Genomic DNA, 16,382 nt, shown 5'->3' with positions numbered 1-16,382 from the left:
AGAGCAGGAAGGGCGGAGCACCCACCGCGGCATGCGGTGGCCGACAGCGCCCTGCCCTCGCAGCGGCCGCCCGCCGATGCCGTGGAAAGGATGCGCCCCGACAACGATCAGAGGACCGATGCCGTCACGGACCGCCCGCCCCCATGCACAGCCGACCGGGCCCCGGCCGTGCCCTTGGGCATCTACGGACCTGAAGCGGGGTCAGACCCTGGCCTCCTCCCTGGCTCCGGCCGGTGCGGTCGAGGTCGGCTTCGGTGCCCGGCGTCCGGGCATCCACCAGTTGGCCTTGCCGCACAGTTCCATCACCGCGGGGACGAAGATCATCCGGACGATGGTGGCGTCGATGAGCACCGCGACGGCCATCCCCAGACCTCCCTGCTTGACGGCGACGTCGGGGCCGAGCAGCGAGGTGGTGAAGACGGCGATCATGATGGCGGCCGCGGCCGTGATCACCTTGGCGGTCCGCGCCAGCCCCGCCGCGACGGCCGTGCGGGTGTCGCCGGTGCGCTCGTACTCCTCACGGACCCGCGAGATCAGGAAGACCTGGTAGTCCATGGACAGGCCGAACAGGATCGGGAACATCATCATCGGCGTCCACGTCGTGACCGGCATGGCGGCGGGGAACCCGAGGGCCGTGCCGAGCCATCCCCACTGCACGACCGCCACCAGCACACCGTAGGCCGCGGCGATCGACAGCAGGTTCATCACGGCGGCCTGCAGGGCGATCGTGACGGACCGGACCAGCGCGATCAGCAGCACCATGGACATCGCGACGACGACCACGATCATCAGGGGCAGGCGCGAGCCGACCTCGTCGGCGGTGTCGATGGTGCCGGCGTTCGGTCCGCCGACGAGGACCTGGTCGCCGCCCGGCGTCCCGGGCAGCACGTCGTCGCGGAGCCTGTGCACCAGGTCCGTGGTCGCCTCGTCCTGGTATCCGGTGGTGGGGAAGGCGATGAAGGTGGCGGCCCTCCCGTCCTCACTGACCCGGGGCGGCGTGGCGTAGGCGATGCCCTCGGTGCCGCCGACCGCTTCGACGACGGGACGCAGATCGACGTCCTGGGCGTCGATCTCGGTGGCGAAGACCAGGGGTGCGCCGTAGCCCGGGCCGAAGCCCTCGGAGAGGATCTCGTACGAGAGGTAGCTGCTCCGGTCGCGGGGCTGGACGCTGGCGTCGGGCTGGCTCAGCCGCATCGACAACGTGGGGACGGCCAGTAGCAGCAGCGTCCCGCCGGCGAGGAGCGCGGCGACCAGCGGCCTGCGCTGCACCGCTCCGGCCCACCGTTCGGCGAGCGTCCGGCGTTCCTGAGGCGGTGCGTCGCCGGACCGGTTGCGGCGGGACGTGCGACGGGGCAGGCGCAGCGAGTTGATCCTGTGTCCGGTGAAGCCCAGGAACGCGGGCAGCAGCGTCAGGGCGGCGATCATCGTGACCAGCACCGTGATCGACGTGGCGACGGCCAGCCCGGTCATCAGCCGCTGCCCCATGACGAGCAGGCCCATCAGCGCGATCACCACGGTCGTGCCGGCGAACAGCACTGCGTGCCCCGCCGTGGCGATGGCCTTGACCGTGGCGCTCTCGGGGTCGTCACCGTCCCCGAGGCCGTCCTTGTAGCGGGTCACGATGAACAGCGCGTAGTCGATGCCGACGCCGAGCCCGATCATCGCGCCGAAGGTCAGGGCGAAGTTCGGCGCGGGGACCAGATGCCCCACCAGCTTCATCAGGGCGAGACCGCCCACGATCGCCAGGAGGGCGGTCACGATCGGCAGGCCCATCGCCACCAGTGACCCGAAGGCGATGAAGAGGATGACTGCCGCCGCCAGGAGACCCACGCTCTCGGCCGGACCCTGCGGGGGTGTCTCGGCCTTCTCGGCCATGTAACCGCCCAGCGCCAGCGTGACGGTGCCGTCGGAGGCATCCTTGACCGCGTCCACCAGGGGCTTGACCTCGCTCTTCTCCACCTCCTTGGCGCTCAGCGGGATGGTCGTACGGGCGATACGGCGGTCCTCCGTCACCAGGCTCCTGTCCTGGTACGGCGACGTCACCGGTCCGGTGACGGGCGAGGCGGCCAGATCGGCGATGGCCTTCTCGATCTTCTGCCTGACGGCAGGATCGTCGATTCCCTTCTCGGCTTTGATCGCGAGAGTCAGTCTGTCCCCTTGCTCCTCGGGGAAGTGCTTCTCCATCAGCTGCTGCGCCCGTGCCGACTGCGAGCCTCCGCCGGAGAAGTCGTTGTCGGGGGCGGCGCCGTAGCAGAAGCCGGCAAACGCCACGGCGATCACACCGATGATCCAGATCAGGAGGACCAGGCGGCGGCGCCGGAAACAGAAGCGGCCCAGACCCGCCAGAGCCCCGCCCGTGGGGGCGGTCCCGCTTGCCATCATCATCTCCTCAGTTCCCTTTCTCTCGCTCACGCGGACGCGCGCACGTGGACGGTGCGGTCGGCCGGTCGGCAGGTAGGGCGGGAACGGCAGGTACGGCAAGTGCAGCGGGAACGGGTCGGGGCGTGGGCATCGGCGGCGAGTGGCCGGACCGAAGCGTGCGCGGCCGCAGGTGCGGCAAGCACGTGACGGACGGACATGGGGTGCTCCTTCTCCTCGTACGACTCCTGCTCGTGGATGTCGTCCGATCGTGTCCGCCGGACCTGCCTCCGGTCGTCCCGCGGACGGACGCACTTCGCGCTGCCACCGGTGGCGTACGTGGCTACCGCGCACGCGGCAGGAGCCGCGCGGGTACCGCGGACGCGGTAGGCGGTCGGTCATCCGCAAGCCGGACTCGCCGGAGGCGACATCTGGCTAGGGTGCGCGCATGGGCATACGACGGTTCGGTGTACCGGCTGGTGTCGGGGACTGGGTGATCGCCGCCGGTGTGGCGGCGCTGATGCTGGGCGACGGGTGGTCCGGGGAGCACCTCGGCACGGGGCCCGCCCCGCTCGGCTACGCGCTCCTCGCGGTCGGCGGCCTGGCGCTGGCCGCGCGCCGCCGGGCTCCGGTCGTCGTCCTGGCCGTCACCGGGCTGTGCGCGGTGGGCTACCAGGCGGTCGGGTTCGACGTGCTCACCGTCGCGTACCTGGTCGCGGTGTACGCCGTGGTGCGGGCCGGGCACCGCGTCCTGGCGGTGACGGCGTCGGCCGCCCTGCTGGTGTCCCTGCAGCTCACCGCCCTGGCCTTCCGCGACGGGCCCCTGAGCGAGGTGTCGGTGCAGGCCCGCGGCACCCTGGAGATCGCCTGGCTCATCGCCGCCTTCGCCGCTGGGGAGGCCGTGCGGCAGGCGGAGCAGCGTGCGGAGGAGGCCGAGCGCACCCGGGAGGAGGCCGCGCGGCGCCGTGCCGACGAGGAACGGCTGCACATCGCCCGGGAACTGCACGACTCGCTCACCCACCAGATCTCCGTCATCAAGGTGCAGTCCGAAGTCGCCGTCCACGTGGCCCGCAGACGCGGCGAGAACGTGCCGGAGGCGCTCCTCGCGATCCAGGAGGCCGGACGCGAGGCGAGCCGGGAGCTGCGCGCGACCCTGGAGGCGCTGCGCGACGACGACACGGCCCCGCCGCGCGGGCTCGCCGACGTGCCGGAACTGGTGGAACGGGCCGGCAGGACCGGTCTGGAGACGACGCTGACGATCGAGGGGCAGCGGCACGACGTGCCGGCCGCGGTGGGCAGGACCGCCTACCGGATCGTTCAGGAGTCGTTGACCAACATCGTCCGGCACGCCGCCGCCACCACGGCGTCGGTCCGGATCGACTTCCGGCCCGACGCCCTCGCTCTCCGCATCGACGACGACGGCAAGGCCACGCCGGGCAACGCCCCTGTGCCCGGCGTCGGGCTGCTCGGCATGCGCGAACGCGTCACCGCCCTGGGCGGCCTCCTGCGCACCGAACCGCGCGGCGAGGGCGGCTTCACCGTCCGGGCCGAACTCCCCGTGGAGCGGACCTCGTGATCAGAGTCCTGCTGGTCGACGACCAGCCGCTCATCCGCAGCGGATTCCGCGCGCTCCTCGACCTGGAGGAGGACATCGAGGTGGTGGCCGAGGCCGCCGACGGCGAGGAGGGCCTGAAGCTCGCCAGGGAACACCTGCCGGACATCGCCCTCATCGACATCCAGATGCCCGTCGTCGACGGCATCGAGGCGACCCGGCGCATCGCCGCGGATCCGGCCCTGGCCGACGTGCACGTCGTCATCCTGACCAACTACGGCATGGACGAGTACGTCTTCGAGGCGCTGCGCGCCGGCGCCGCGGGATTCCTCGTCAAGGACATCGTCCCGGACGACTTCCTGCACGCCGTCCGCGTGGCCGCACGCGGCGACGCCCTGCTCGCCCCCTCGATCACCCGCAAGCTGATCGACAGGTACGTGTCCCAGCCGCTCGACACGGGTGCGGAGGCGAAGCTCGAAGATCTGACCGGCCGCGAACGCGAGGCGGTCGCGCTCGTCGCGCGGGGTCTGTCCAACGACGAGATCGCCGACCGCATGGTGATCAGCCCGATGACCGCGAAAACCCACGTCAACCGGGCGATGACCAAGCTCCGCGCCCGCGACCGAGCCCAACTCGTGGTCCTCGCCTATGAATCCGGCCTGGTCGTCCCGCGCACACCCTGACGCCCCCGGGCCCACGGTCACCATCCGACTGCCGGCCTGGCGGTCGCGGGTTGCGGCTCGCTCGGCGGGGTGTCGGCCGTCTCCTGGGGCCGGGCGTTCTTGGTCACGACGACTGGCGTTGCCCCGCCACAGCGGGACCGTCACGGCATCGCCCGAGTCCGCGCGCGGACTCCTAAGTCGTACGTGGCTCGCCCTTGATTACTGTTCTCACGACGTTCGCCGTCACGTCACAGAGGCAGCCCTCCGCCGCGCCTGCGTCCGCGGGACACGGAGAGGCGGGCGTACGGCCGACGTACGGAGAACGCAGCCGCCGGCAGGTCGAGACACGGTGAACCGTCACGCATGCGACCTCCGTTCCCGAACCGCTCGTGCCTGTGCGACCACCGTGAAGGCCGACGACGGCCACAGAAGCCCCCAGCCCAGTGGCGAGCGGATCCGCCACGCCTCGGCCCGTCGCCGGCCGCAGGAGCTCTACGGCGCCGAGGACGACGACGGAACCCGCGCAACCGGCGGCCACACCCGCGACCCAGTCCCGACGCCGCAGAACCAGTGCATCAGCACCAACACCACCGCGAAGGCGACCGGCGGCGACTGAGCCCGCCGACGCCGGAAGGCCCGGCGGGCCCATCGGAGCAGTGCTTCGCTTCTTGCGAAGCATTTGGTCAGCGTCCTGGGGGTTCACTGTCGACGAGTCCGGCACGAAGGGTGGTCGCGTCCACCGTGCGGCCGGTCTCCTCTCCACTGCTGGATGTCGCCCTGGACCGTTACGTGGACGCCAACCGGGAGCGCGGGTCGCCCACGGCGACGAGGAGAGTCGCCCCGGGGACGTGGCCGCCCCCGCTCGCCCCGGAGACTGCGGCCGCCCCTCCACCGCACGGCCTGGCGGACGTGTGCGGGCGAGTACGAGCCATTAGTAAGCGAGCGCGCAAAGATGGCTCTTGCATTAGCCAGCGCGTGCAAGTATTGTCTTCACATGTAAGGCGCGCCTGCATTCGTATGCGGCGCTCGCAGGAGGGCGCTCCGGCCCCTCCCCCACCCCGCAAAGGCACCCCCCCCCATGTCGCTCAAGAACGTCCTTCCCGGCCGCCTCGGTTTCGGCACCGCCCCGCTCGGCAACATGTTCCGCGCCATCCCCGACGACGAGGCTCGCGCCACTGTCGAGGCCGCCTGGGACCACGGCATCCGCTTCTACGACACCGCCCCCTTCTACGGCGCCGGGCTCGCCGAGGAACGGCTCGGCGAGGTCCTCGCCGGCAAGCCCCGCGACGAGTACGTGCTCTCCACGAAGGTCGGCCGGGTCATCCTCGACGAGCACGAGACCGACGTCCCCGACTTCGGCGAGAAGGGCGGCCTCTTCGAGCACGGCAACCCGAACAAGATCCTCCACGAGTGGACCGCCGAGGCCACCGAGCGCTCCATCGAGGGCAGCCTCAAGCGGCTCGGCACCGACCGTCTCGACATCGTCTGGGTCCACGACATCGCCCAGGACTTCCACGGCGACGCCTGGCTCGCCAAGTTCGAGGAGGCCCGCACCGGGGCCTTCCGCGTCCTGTCCCGCCTCCGCGACGAGGGCGTCATCAAGGCGTGGGGCCTCGGCGTCAACAAGACCGAGCCCATCGAGCTGACCCTCGCCCTCGACGAGCCGAAGCCCGACGGCTTCCTCCTGGCCGGCCGCTACACCCTCCTCGACCACGAGCACGCCCTCACCCGCCTGCTCCCCATGGCCCAGGAGCAGAACGTCGACATGGTCGTCGGCGGCCCGTACAGCTCCGGCATCCTCGCCGGCGGCACCCACTTCGAGTACCAGCAGGCCCCCGCAGAGATCATCGAGCGCGTCGGGAAGCTGAAGGCCCTGGCCGCCGACCACGGTGTCGGCATCAAGGCCGCCGCACTGCAGTTCTCCCTCGCCCACCCGGCCTCCGCCGCCGTCATCCCCGGCGCCACCCGGCCCGGCCGCATCGCCGAGGACACCGCGGCCCTGAACGAGACCGTCCCGGCCGCTTTCTGGACCGACCTCCGCGCCGCCGGACTGGTCAGCCCGGCCGCCCCGCTGCCGAACAACGCCTGACCCGGCCACTCCCCCACCCCACCCCACCCCCACCCCCTCACGCACAAGCACCACCGCAGGAGCACCACCATGGCTTCCACGTCCGTCTCCCGCGTCGTCCCCGCCTCGCCCCAGCAGGTCTGGAACCTCATCGGCGGCTTCGACGCCCTCCCGGACTGGCTCCCGTACATCCCCGAGAGCACCGCCCTCGAAGGCGGCCGGGTCCGCCGCCTCACCAACCCCGACGGCGACGTCATCATCGAGCGCCTGGTCGACTTCGACGAGGCCGAGCGCCACTACAGCTACGCCATCCTCGAAGCACCGTTCCCCGTCGACGGGTACGTCTCCACCCTCCGCGTCCACACGGTCCCCGGCCGCGACGACGTCGCCGAGGTCCAGTGGTCCGGCCGCTTCAACCCGAAGGGCGCCACTGAGCAGGAAGTGGTCGACCTGTTCACCGGCATCTACGCCGACGGCCTCGACGCCCTGCACAAGACCCTCGCCGCCTGAGCCGTCCGAGCCGCCGGACACCGACGGCCCACCCGCTCGGCCCGGACACGCCCGCGCGTGCCCGGGCCGCGGTCCGCGGTCCGCTCCCCTCCCCCGTCCGCAAGGAGACACGGAGTCCCATGACTGCCACCGATCCCGCGCTCACCGCACTCGCCAGCGGATGGGCGGCCCTGTCCCTGCTGCACGGCAGGATCGAGACGCACATCGAGCGCGCCCTGCAGTCCCGGCACGACCTGAGCGTGCGCGAGTACTCCCTGCTCGACGTGCTCAGCCGCCAGCACGACGGCGAGGGCGGCCACCTGCAGATGAAGCAGGTCGCCGACGCCGTCGTCCTCAGCCAGAGCGCCACCACCCGCCTGGTCAGCCGCCTGGAGGACCGGGGACTCCTCTCCCGCTACCTGTGCCCGACCGACCGGCGCGGCATCTACACCAACGTCACGGCCGGCGGGCTGAAGCTCCTCTTGGAGGCCCGGCCGACACACGACGCAGCCTGCCGCGAGGCGCTCGACGAAGCTGTCACGCATCCGGAGCTGGCGTCGCTCGCCGAGGCGGTCCGAGCGATCGGAACGCCTCCCCGCGGCATGAAGCACATGGCTTCGTGAGCACGGCCACTTCCTGCCGGCGGCCAGAGAGGAGGCCCGGCCGGTGAGTGATCCCGCGAAGGTACTGCTGACGGGCGCGGTCTCCTTCCTGCTCGTCGCCCTGTTCGTCGCCGTCCTCCACCACGCCTACGGAACGTGACCCCGCTCGGCCACCCCTCGCCGCCCCTGGGGCACCGACGCGTTCCACACCCAGAAATTGCGCGTCGCGCCGGAGGACCGGATCGTGAAAACCATGCAGAGCCGCCCCGGACCCCGCAGCGACGTGCCGGCATGAGCAGCGCGTCGTTCGCCTCCTTGCGTCGCAGCGTCGCGCCGCTGGAGCTGTTCTTCGACCTGGTCTTCGTCTTCGCGATCGGCCAGCTGGCGGAGCACCTGCTCCACGAACTGTCCTGGCGCGGGGCCGCCGAGACCGCGGTGATGCTCATCGCCGTCCTCAGCACCTGGGCACTGACCAGCTTCGACGCCACCTTCCTCGACGTGACCAGGGCCCGGACCCGGTGGCTGGTGCTGGCGGTGATGGGCCTGGGGCTGTTCATGAACGCCCAGATCCCGCACGCCTTCGCCGACCGGCCATGGGCCTTCGCGATCCCGCTGGTCGCCATCCTCCTGCTGGTCGACCTCGCCGCCGCCGTGACCGCCCCGACCCCCGTCCTGCGCCGGCACTACCGGCGCGTCACGGCCTGGGCCGTCGTGTCGGTGCCGCTATGGCTGATCGGCGCGGCCATGGACCACGGACCGCGACTGGCCTGGTGGGCGGCGGCGGCGGCCGTCGACATGCTGGGCGTCTGGCTGGCCCACCCCCTGCCCCGCGACCGGCTCTCCTCCCGGGACCTGGTCTTCGACGCCGAGCACATGGTGGAGCGGATCCGCCTGTTCATCATCATCCAGCTCGGCGAGACGGTCCTCACCATCGGCACCGCGATCTCGGGAGCCCCGGTGGACGCGGCGACCGTGACGACCGGCCTTGGCGTCTTCGTCGCCCTCGTCTGCCTGTGCTCCAGCTACTTCCAGGGCGGCGAGGACATCCTCGCCCGGCACGTGGCGACTACGGACGACAAGCTCCTTCCGGTCCGCCGCGCCGTCAGCGGCCAATACCCGACGCTCGCCGGCCTGGTCGCCCTCGCCGTGGGCGCCGAGCTCGCCATCAGCCACCCCACCGGCCACGGCAGCACCACCCTCAGCCTGCTGCTCTTCGGCGGCCCGATCCTCTACGTCATCACCCAGGCATGGTGGTACCGCGCCTCCACCGGACAAGCCTGGGTCGCCCGCCTCCTCGCCTGCCTGGCCCTGGCCCTCGCCGGTGCCGTCACCCTCCGACTCCCCCCACTGGCCTCGGTCCTCATCCTGGACCTCGTCCTCGTCGCCCTGGTCATCACCCTGCGGAAGGTGCACGACCAGGTCCTCGCAGGAATGACCGCCGGAACGCGCACCTAGATGTATTGATCACGAGCGTTGTTGACACTGGTCTGGTCTTGATCATGGCGAAGACCTCCGGTGTGGTGGGAGCTGTCTAGGAACTCACCGCACGGAGGTCTTCGTGCCCCACCGTAATGCCCGGCTGACCGTCTTCGGTAGGAGACGGGCCTTGCCCCCTGATGCTGAACACACGAGACACTGGATCCTGAGGATCTGAGAACGGACATCTCGTGGTCATGAAGAACTATCCGCCGGAGTTCAAGGCGGACGCGGTCGCGCTGTACGAGTCGCGGCCCGAGGCGACGATCAGGTCGGTCGCCGCCGATCTGGGGATCAACCCGGAGACCCTGCGGAACTGGGTGAGGGCTGCCGGAGCAAGCCGCCCGCGGGGACGCCGGTCGCCGGAACCGGCCCAGCCGCCGGCCCCGCTGGAGGCGGAGAACGCGGCTCTGCGCAAGAAGGTCCGCGAGCTTGAGGAGGAACGCGAGATCCTGCGGAAGGCGGCGAAGTATTTCGCCGGGGAGACGCGCTGGTGAACCGCTTCCAGTGCGTCGCCGACCTGCAGCGCCGCTACGGCGTGAAGCGGCTCTGCAGCGTCCTGGGCGTCAGCCGCTCGAGCTTCTACTACTGGCGCCGGACAGCCGCCGACCGGGCCGCCCGGCAGGCGGCCGACGCACAGCTGGCCGCCCGGATACGTGCGGTGCACCAGGAATCGGACGGCACCTACGGAGCCCCCAGAATCACCGCCGAACTCCGCGAGACGAGCGGCGAGGCGGTCAACCACAAGCGGGTCGCCAGGATCATGCGGGCGTCCGGGATCGAAGGGATCCGGTTGCGCCGCCGGCACCGCACCACCGTCCCCGATCCGGCTGCAGCCAAGGCTCCGGACCTGATCCGCCGAGACTTCACCGCGGACAGGCCGAACACGAAGTACGTCGGCGACATCACCTACCTGCCCATCGACGGCGGGAAGTTCTGCTACCTGGCTACCGTCATCGACCTCGCTTCGCGCCGTCTGGCCGGCTGGGCGATCGCCGACCACATGCGCGCGGACCTCGTGACCGACGCTCTGGCTGCGGCCATCCGCACTCGCGGAACTCTCGCGGGATCGATCATGCACACCGACCACGGAGCCCAGTACACGAGCAGGGCCTTCGCCGAAGCCTGCAGGTCAGCAGGGGTCCGGCGAAGCATGAGCGCGGTCGGGTCCAGCGCGGACAACGCACTCGCCGAGTCCTTCAACGCGACCTTCAAACGCGAGACCCTGCAGGGACGAAAGAGCTGGCCCAACGAGCGTGAAGCCCGACTCGACGCGTTCCGATAGCTCCACCGCTACAACACCCGGCGCCGACACTCCCGCCTCGGACAGCGATCACCCATCGCCTTCGAGAACGATTTCCACCTCACACCAACTACGCTGACACCAGCCGCATAACCCGTGTTCAGGATTCGGGGTCAAGGCCCGACTGCTGGTCGAACGTGTCTGCTCAGGCCGTCCGGTCGCCCATGTGGCCGCCGAGATGGGTATCTCCCGGGCCACCGCCCACAAATGGATCCGCCGGTGGCGGACCGAGGGCGACGCGGGCCTGCACGACCGATCGAGCCGGCCACGCACCACCCCGCACCGGACCGCGGCCGCGGTCGAGGACCGCGTCTGCGAGCTGCGGCGGACCCGCAAGCTCGGCCCGGCCCGGATCGGCCCGATCCTGGGCCTGCCCGCCTCGACGGTCCACCGGATCCTGACCCGCCACCGGCTCAACCGGCTGGCCTGGCTGGACCGCCCGACCGGCACGGTGATCCGCCGCTACGAACGAGACCGGCCCGGCGAACTCGTCCATGTCGACGTGAAGAAGCTCGGCCGGATCCCCGACGGCGGCGGTCACAAAGTCCTGGGCCGTCAGGCCGGCCGGGTCACCCGCAGCAGCGTGGGTTTCGACTACGTGCACTCCGCCGTCGACGATCACAGCCGGCTGGCCTACAGCGAGATCCACCCGGACGAGAAGGTCGCGACCTGCGCGGGCTTCCTGGCCCGCGCGGCCGCCTTCTTCCACAGTCAGGGCATCACCCGCATCGAGCGGGTCCTGACCGACAACGCCTGGGCCTACCGCAAGGGCCTGGCCTGGAAGAACGTCCTGGCCGACCTCGGCGCGACCGGCAAACTCACACGTGCCTACCGGCCACAGACCAACGGCAAGGTCGAACGCTTCAACCGCACCCTGCTCGACGAATGGGCCTACATCCGGCCCTACACCTCGAACACCGAGCGGACAGCGGCCCTGACAGACTTCCTCCACACCTACAACCACCACCGCTGCCACACCGCACTCGACGGACACCCGCCCATCACCCGCGTCAACAACCCTTCGGGCCAATACACCTAGAGCGTGTTTCGGTAGTCGGCAGTCGGTCCGCCGAGGGCCGGCTGACATGAGTCTCGGATCGCGAGGACACCGTTCTCGAACCCAGCACCGGAGCGGACCCGGGCGACGGAAGGGCCGGTGACCGCGCGCCAGCGGCCCTGGGCGGACTCAACGAGCTTGAACACGTCGCCAGGACTGCGGCAGGGCTGTCGGCCCTGCGGGTGGCCTTGGTCCGTAGCGTGACCGTGGAGACCGTCGACTCGATGGGATTCGTGGTGCGCAGGTGAAGCTGGTGCTTCCGGCCGGGGAAGTCGCAGAACGCCAGCGAGGCTGGCCGAGGCGGCTCGTGACGCCCACGCGTGGCGGGCCTCCAGCACCAGCGGCTGTTCACCCCGCTATTGGGCAGCACGCATGGGGCACGGCAGGAGTCGCTCCGACGGCACCTTCCGTAAGCGAGGTCAGTCACATGGGCCGTGCAGGCCCAGGCCGGTCGGCTCCGGCCGAGCGGGCCACGCAGCCCCAGCCCGACCGTGATGCCCTCGTGGGGGCATCACGGATCGCAAACGCGTAACGCGCAAGGTCCACCCGGGCCTGCTCCCCCGCTTCCGTGAGCCACAGCAGGTCCTCGGCGTCCCACCTCAACCCGCCGCGTGCTGGACCGGATGTGTCCTCCTGCCGCTTCGAGCGTGGTCCCGCGCCGCGGGCCGTGTGGGCCGTCAGTCGACCGCGACGGTGTTCTGTGCGGCGCCGACACGCCAGGCGCCGTCCTCCTTGACCAGGATGTAGAAGGGGCGACCCTCAGGCAGGTCGGTGATCCGCGTGCCGTCGTGGCGGACGGGCTGCTGACGGACGTTCACCGCGGCAACATCCGGGCGCAGGAACAGCACGCGCTCGACGTCGTAGACGGCGGTGAACTCGGCCATCGCACCGGGCAGAACCTTCCGGGTGAAGGCCGCGATCTCTTCGAAGCCCGACAGCCGCTTGCCGTGGCCGGTGGTCCACACCGGGTCCTCCCGGCGGAAGACGCTCAGGAACCGGTCGACCAGCTCGTTCTGCTGAGCGTGCTCGACCTCCGCCACCAGACGCCGGATCGCGGCCACCTCGGTAGCGGTCTCCACGCCGTCGGGGGCGCCGAACACCTCGACCGGTCGGTACGAACCCGACACCAGCTCGGTCACCACGCCCGGTCGGCCCGGCTGCCAGCCGAGGGCGCCCCGGGCGGCGGCACCGCTGACACTCTGGTCCAGGGCGAGCGCGTCCGCGAAGAGCGGGCCGAAGTCCTCGGCAGCTTTCTCCACCGGCACCACCTGCGGGGCGGCGAGCACTCCGGCTGCGCGGCCAGCGGCGCGGGCGAGGTCACGGACCGGGACGGCCGACTCGCCGACACCGTGCCAGACGGTGCCGGCCTCAGCCTGCTCGACGGCTGCCACGAACAGCTCGGCCAGGTCGTCCACATGGACGGTCGGCCAGCGCACCCCCTCCTCGCCGAAGTACTCGGCTACCCCCTGCAGGCGGGCCCGCTCGACCAGGATGCCGGGGATGCCGCCGCCGCGGCCGTACACGATGCCAGGCCGGACGACGACCGCGCGCACGCCTTCGGCGGCCTCGGCCAGCACCCGCTCCTCTATCCGCGGGCGGTAGCCGACGATGTCGATCGGATTGACCGGCGCCTCCTCACCGACCTCTTGGGCCTCGCCGGTGGCTCCGAGGACCCAGACGCCGCTCGTGTAGACAAAGGGGCGGCCGGTGCCACGCAGCGGAGTGGCGAGCGCCTCGATGACGGCGGCATCGATGTCGGCGTCACCGCTCGGGGGCGCCAGGTGGATCACGGCCTCGATGTCGGGGGTCACCACACCGGCCAGCGAGGCCGGGTCCGCGGTGTCGCCGACCAGCTGGGCGTGCCATGCCTGGCCGGGCTTCGGCTCGGCGCCCCGGGTGAGCGCGACGACCTGGTGGCCGGCTGCCGCGAGGTGGTCGGTAAGGGCGGATCCGATGTAGCCGGTGGCACCGGTGAGCAGAACCTTCATGACGTTCCCGTCTTGAGGAGCGAGACGTTACGCCTCGCTCAGTGGATGGTGACGTGCTTCGAATCCGCGCGGTGCGCGCGGGGTTTCGTCTCAGAGCTTGATCGTGTGGCCGGCGATGGCGTGGATGGCTGCTTTGCTGGCCTCGCCCAGGGTCAGGTGGTCGTGCATGTTCCGCGCGACGACCTCGTGGACGGTGAGGTCCCACTGCTGGGCGGGCGTCAGGTCGGGGAGCAGCTCGGTGACGTCCGGGCCGATCAGGTGGGCATGTCGGCCAGAGCGTCCCCGGTACCCCACCGGTCCAGCCGCGCGTAGGCGGGCTGCCATTGATTCGTGTACGCAGGGTGCGCGGACTCGGGCAGAAGCTGCGCCAGGACGGCGGCCACGGTCCGCTCAGTGGCGCCATCCAGGAGCCATGGCAGGATCCGCGCTGCATCGCTCTCGATCAGCTGGGCGTGGACGCGCTCGAAACGTTGCCACTGGTCTTTGCTCAGGATGACCTGGACCACTGGGAACACAGTCTCCTCCTCGTGGCAGAGATGTCCGCGGAGACCGGTGACGAGCGAGCCGGCAAGCTCACCGAGCAGTTCGAGACCGACATCAGGGTCGGCCAGGGCCTGGTCGATCACCTCAAGCACTCCGGCGAGCGCGGCGTGCTCGGCCTCGAGCGCCTCCAGCCGCGCCAGAAAGAAGGGCCGGCCGCACAGAGCCTGCCGCAGGGAGGGCCACAGCACCTCGTCCTCGGCGGCCTGATGCGCGTGCAAAGCCCTCCGGAACAGGTTCCAGCCCGCGGCGTTGCGCAGGACGTTCCGGGGATCGGGGTCGACACGAGCGATGACTCGGGCGAGGAAGTGCGACTCTCTGCGCAATGCGTCGTGCATCGCGTACGCCACGGTCATGTCGAACCTGTTGTTCACGTCTGTCTGGCTCCTGGCTCCGGTGACCGGTGAGCCCGTTTCAGGCAGTGACACCATGACCGGTTCTTCCGAGAACAGGGCAGGGAGAAGTCGTGCCTGACGGATCGGGGCATTGCGGGAAGGGTGGCCGAACGGGGGTACCGGGGCCCTCGACGACCTTCTGCCCCGGTACCCGAAGCCTCCCGCGAGGGCCACGTCAGGATCAACACCGACTTCGTTCGTCGATTGATAACTCGACGGTTATCGGAGCACGTGGCTTTATCGAGCAGTAGTGAGGTCACTTGTCGATGGGTTTGGGAGGCGCCCCGATCCACGGATGGGTGGTGTCGACGAGTTTGGGAGGCACCAGGGTTCTTGCCAGGGCAGCATCGAGGTGCTCCCGGTGAAAGGTGCTAGTCATGCCGCGGATGTCGAAGCTGCCGCCGCGGGCGACCGGGCTGGACGCCTACAAGCCGGTGATCGACGAGATCCTGCGGGCGGACCTAAACGCGCGCGCAAGCAGCGCCATACGGTCACCCGGATCTTCCATCGACTGGTGGCCCGCAAGGCCGCCCAGGCCGAGACCGCACCAGACGTCCGGGTTCCCGGTCAGGCGCCGGCGACGGTTCCGTCCCTGCACGAGTGGCGCCTGGCGCATCTTCCGCCGGACACCAGGCCGCTGCCCCTTGATCGGCGACTCCGGCACCGGCAAGTCCCACATGCTCATCGCCCTGGGCGCCGAGGCCGCGATGAAGGGCTACCGCGTCCGCTACACCCTCGCCACGAAGCTGGTCAACGAGCTGGTCGAGGCCGCGGACGAGAAGCAGCTGAACAAGACCATCGCCCGTTACGGCCGCGTCGATCTCCTCTGCATCGACGAGCTCGGCTACATGGAACTCGACCGCCACGGCGCCGAGCTCCTCTTCCAGGCCCTGACCGAGCGGGAGGAGAAGAACAGCGTCGCCATCGCCTCGAACGAGTCGTTCGGCGGCTGGACGAAGACGTTCACCGATCCCCGGCGCTGCGCGGCGATCGTCGACCGGCTCACGTTCAACGGCACGATCATCGAGACCGACACCGACTCCTACCGCCTCGCCAACACCCGAGCCCGAGCCGGGGAACTCGCCAAAGCCGGCTGACCGCTCCGACAGCTGGCCGGAGGATTCCGACTACGTGTCCGCGCGGGTCCAGAACTGACGCGGCGCGAAGCCCTCGCGCCGCAACCAGTGCTCGGTATAGACGATCCGCTCGGCCTCGATCACGACGAGCGGCCCCGTCGGCGGTTCGTCGAGGGAACGCGACCGTTCGACGTGGTCGGACTGCCAGCGGAAGGCCGGCCAGTAGTGCTCGAAGTCCGGCTCGTCTTCGGACAGCACGCGAGCCTGGCCGAAGAGCTGGGCACCTCGGCTGCTGGCCTGCCCGACCAGCGGAGCGAAGATTCCCACCGACACCCTGGGATCCGCAGCGAGGTTCCTCATCTTCGGCGAGCCAGCGGCCGTGGAGAACATCACCGCAAAGTCGAGGTGGAAGTACCGCACCGGCGTCGCGAGCGGCCCCTCCGGTCCCGCCGTCGCGAGCACACACATGTTCTGCGATGACAGCAGATTGAGTATTCGCTCTTCCAGACGCTCGCGATCGAGCCGCTGCTTCGGAGACGGGCCGGCCAGCCACGGATTAGTCACAGGCATGATCAAGTATCCCACGCCCTGCCTCAGGGATCTCCAGCCGGACGGCCCCCACCGTCGGCAGTGCCGTCAAAACTCGTCGACATCTCCGCAGCCGTCGATCACCAACTGCCGTCGGAAGTCATCGACAACCGCTACCGCTTGAAGTCGACGAGGCCAGAGCACGGGACCGGTGATGGAGTGTCCGGACTATCCGGACTGTCCGGCGTCCCGGGCGGCGGCGGCGCTGTTCGAGGTCATGTGGAATCG

The 16,382-nt window shown here is 70.3% G+C and carries 12 protein-coding genes and 3 pseudogenes; 10 read left to right on the top strand and 5 right to left on the bottom strand.

The genetic code is table 11. The annotated features are described in order from the left end of the window. Positions 1-201 precede the first annotated feature (201 nt). A complete protein-coding gene (locus tag ACFW1I_RS15000; RefSeq protein ID WP_384669868.1) occupies positions 202-2,379 on the bottom strand; it encodes an MMPL family transporter in 2,178 nt (725 codons plus the stop codon). Between the two features lie 427 nt (positions 2,380-2,806). On the opposite strand from ACFW1I_RS15000, the gene ACFW1I_RS14995 reads away from it, so the two are divergent. The 9 genes and pseudogenes from ACFW1I_RS14995 to ACFW1I_RS14955 all read left to right on the top strand — a co-directional run bounded on the left by ACFW1I_RS14995 (position 2,807) and on the right by ACFW1I_RS14955 (position 11,549). Then, on the top strand, positions 2,807-3,934 hold the full coding sequence (locus tag ACFW1I_RS14995; protein ID WP_384669866.1) for a sensor histidine kinase: 1,128 nt from the start codon (positions 2,807-2,809) through the stop codon (positions 3,932-3,934). Continuing rightward, on the top strand, positions 3,931-4,593 hold the full coding sequence (locus ACFW1I_RS14990) for a response regulator (protein ID WP_384669864.1): 663 nt from the start codon (positions 3,931-3,933) through the stop codon (positions 4,591-4,593). The genes ACFW1I_RS14995 and ACFW1I_RS14990 overlap by 4 nt, the downstream gene beginning before the upstream one ends. A 385-nt stretch (positions 4,594-4,978) precedes the next feature. Continuing rightward, positions 4,979-5,188: a hypothetical protein gene (locus ACFW1I_RS14985; RefSeq protein WP_384669863.1), complete on the top strand. Its 210-nt coding sequence runs from the start codon at positions 4,979-4,981 to the stop codon at positions 5,186-5,188. Positions 5,189-5,650: 462 nt separating this feature from the next. After that, the gene (locus tag ACFW1I_RS14980; protein WP_384669861.1) at positions 5,651-6,661 is read left to right on the top strand and encodes an aldo/keto reductase; all 1,011 of its coding nucleotides are present in this window, start codon (positions 5,651-5,653) and stop codon (positions 6,659-6,661) included. Between the two features lie 69 nt (positions 6,662-6,730). Then, positions 6,731-7,150 (top strand): SRPBCC family protein, encoded by a 420-nt coding sequence (locus ACFW1I_RS14975; protein WP_384669859.1) that lies wholly within the window; start codon positions 6,731-6,733, stop codon positions 7,148-7,150. A gap of 119 nt (positions 7,151-7,269) precedes the next feature. Beyond that, entirely contained in the window at positions 7,270-7,752 is a 483-nt protein-coding gene (locus ACFW1I_RS14970) for a MarR family winged helix-turn-helix transcriptional regulator (RefSeq protein ID WP_384669858.1), read from the top strand. A gap of 270 nt (positions 7,753-8,022) precedes the next feature. Beyond that, positions 8,023-9,186 (top strand): low temperature requirement protein A, encoded by a 1,164-nt coding sequence (locus ACFW1I_RS14965; RefSeq protein WP_384669857.1) that lies wholly within the window; start codon positions 8,023-8,025, stop codon positions 9,184-9,186. Between the two features lie 212 nt (positions 9,187-9,398). Then, a pseudogene (locus tag ACFW1I_RS14960) lies at positions 9,399-10,603 on the top strand (IS3 family transposase). A 31-nt stretch (positions 10,604-10,634) separates the two neighbouring features. Continuing rightward, on the top strand, positions 10,635-11,549 hold the full coding sequence (locus ACFW1I_RS14955; RefSeq protein WP_384669912.1) for an IS481 family transposase: 915 nt from the start codon (positions 10,635-10,637) through the stop codon (positions 11,547-11,549). A gap of 695 nt (positions 11,550-12,244) precedes the next feature. On the opposite strand, the gene ACFW1I_RS14950 is transcribed toward ACFW1I_RS14955, so the two are convergent. The 3 genes and pseudogenes from ACFW1I_RS14950 to ACFW1I_RS14940 all read right to left on the bottom strand — a co-directional run bounded on the left by ACFW1I_RS14950 (position 12,245) and on the right by ACFW1I_RS14940 (position 14,469). Continuing rightward, a complete protein-coding gene (locus ACFW1I_RS14950) occupies positions 12,245-13,555 on the bottom strand; it encodes an SgcJ/EcaC family oxidoreductase (RefSeq protein ID WP_384669855.1) in 1,311 nt (436 codons plus the stop codon). A 90-nt stretch (positions 13,556-13,645) separates the two neighbouring features. Beyond that, positions 13,646-13,816 (bottom strand): annotated as a pseudogene (locus ACFW1I_RS14945) (dihydrolipoyl dehydrogenase); the annotation flags it as partial. Continuing rightward, positions 13,810-14,469: a hemerythrin domain-containing protein gene (locus ACFW1I_RS14940; RefSeq protein WP_384669854.1), complete on the bottom strand. Its 660-nt coding sequence runs from the start codon at positions 14,467-14,469 to the stop codon at positions 13,810-13,812. The gene ACFW1I_RS14940 and the pseudogene ACFW1I_RS14945, both read right to left, overlap by 7 nt. Positions 14,470-15,134: 665 nt before the next feature. Between ACFW1I_RS14940 and ACFW1I_RS14935 the strand changes: the two are divergent. Further along, a pseudogene (locus ACFW1I_RS14935) lies at positions 15,135-15,587 on the top strand (ATP-binding protein); the annotation flags it as partial. A 30-nt stretch (positions 15,588-15,617) separates the two neighbouring features. Here the strand turns inward: ACFW1I_RS14935 and ACFW1I_RS14930 are convergent. Then, the gene (locus tag ACFW1I_RS14930) at positions 15,618-16,136 is read right to left on the bottom strand and encodes a pyridoxamine 5'-phosphate oxidase family protein (protein ID WP_384669853.1); all 519 of its coding nucleotides are present in this window, start codon (positions 16,134-16,136) and stop codon (positions 15,618-15,620) included. Positions 16,137-16,382: the final 246 nt, after the last annotated feature.

Origin of the sequence: Streptomyces sp. NPDC058955, from assembly GCF_042741435.1 — a bacterium.
Taxonomy (GTDB): Bacteria; Actinomycetota; Actinomycetes; order Streptomycetales; family Streptomycetaceae; genus Streptomyces.
The sequence above is the reverse complement of the archived record's forward strand: the minus strand, read 5'-3'. Positions and strand labels throughout refer to the sequence as shown.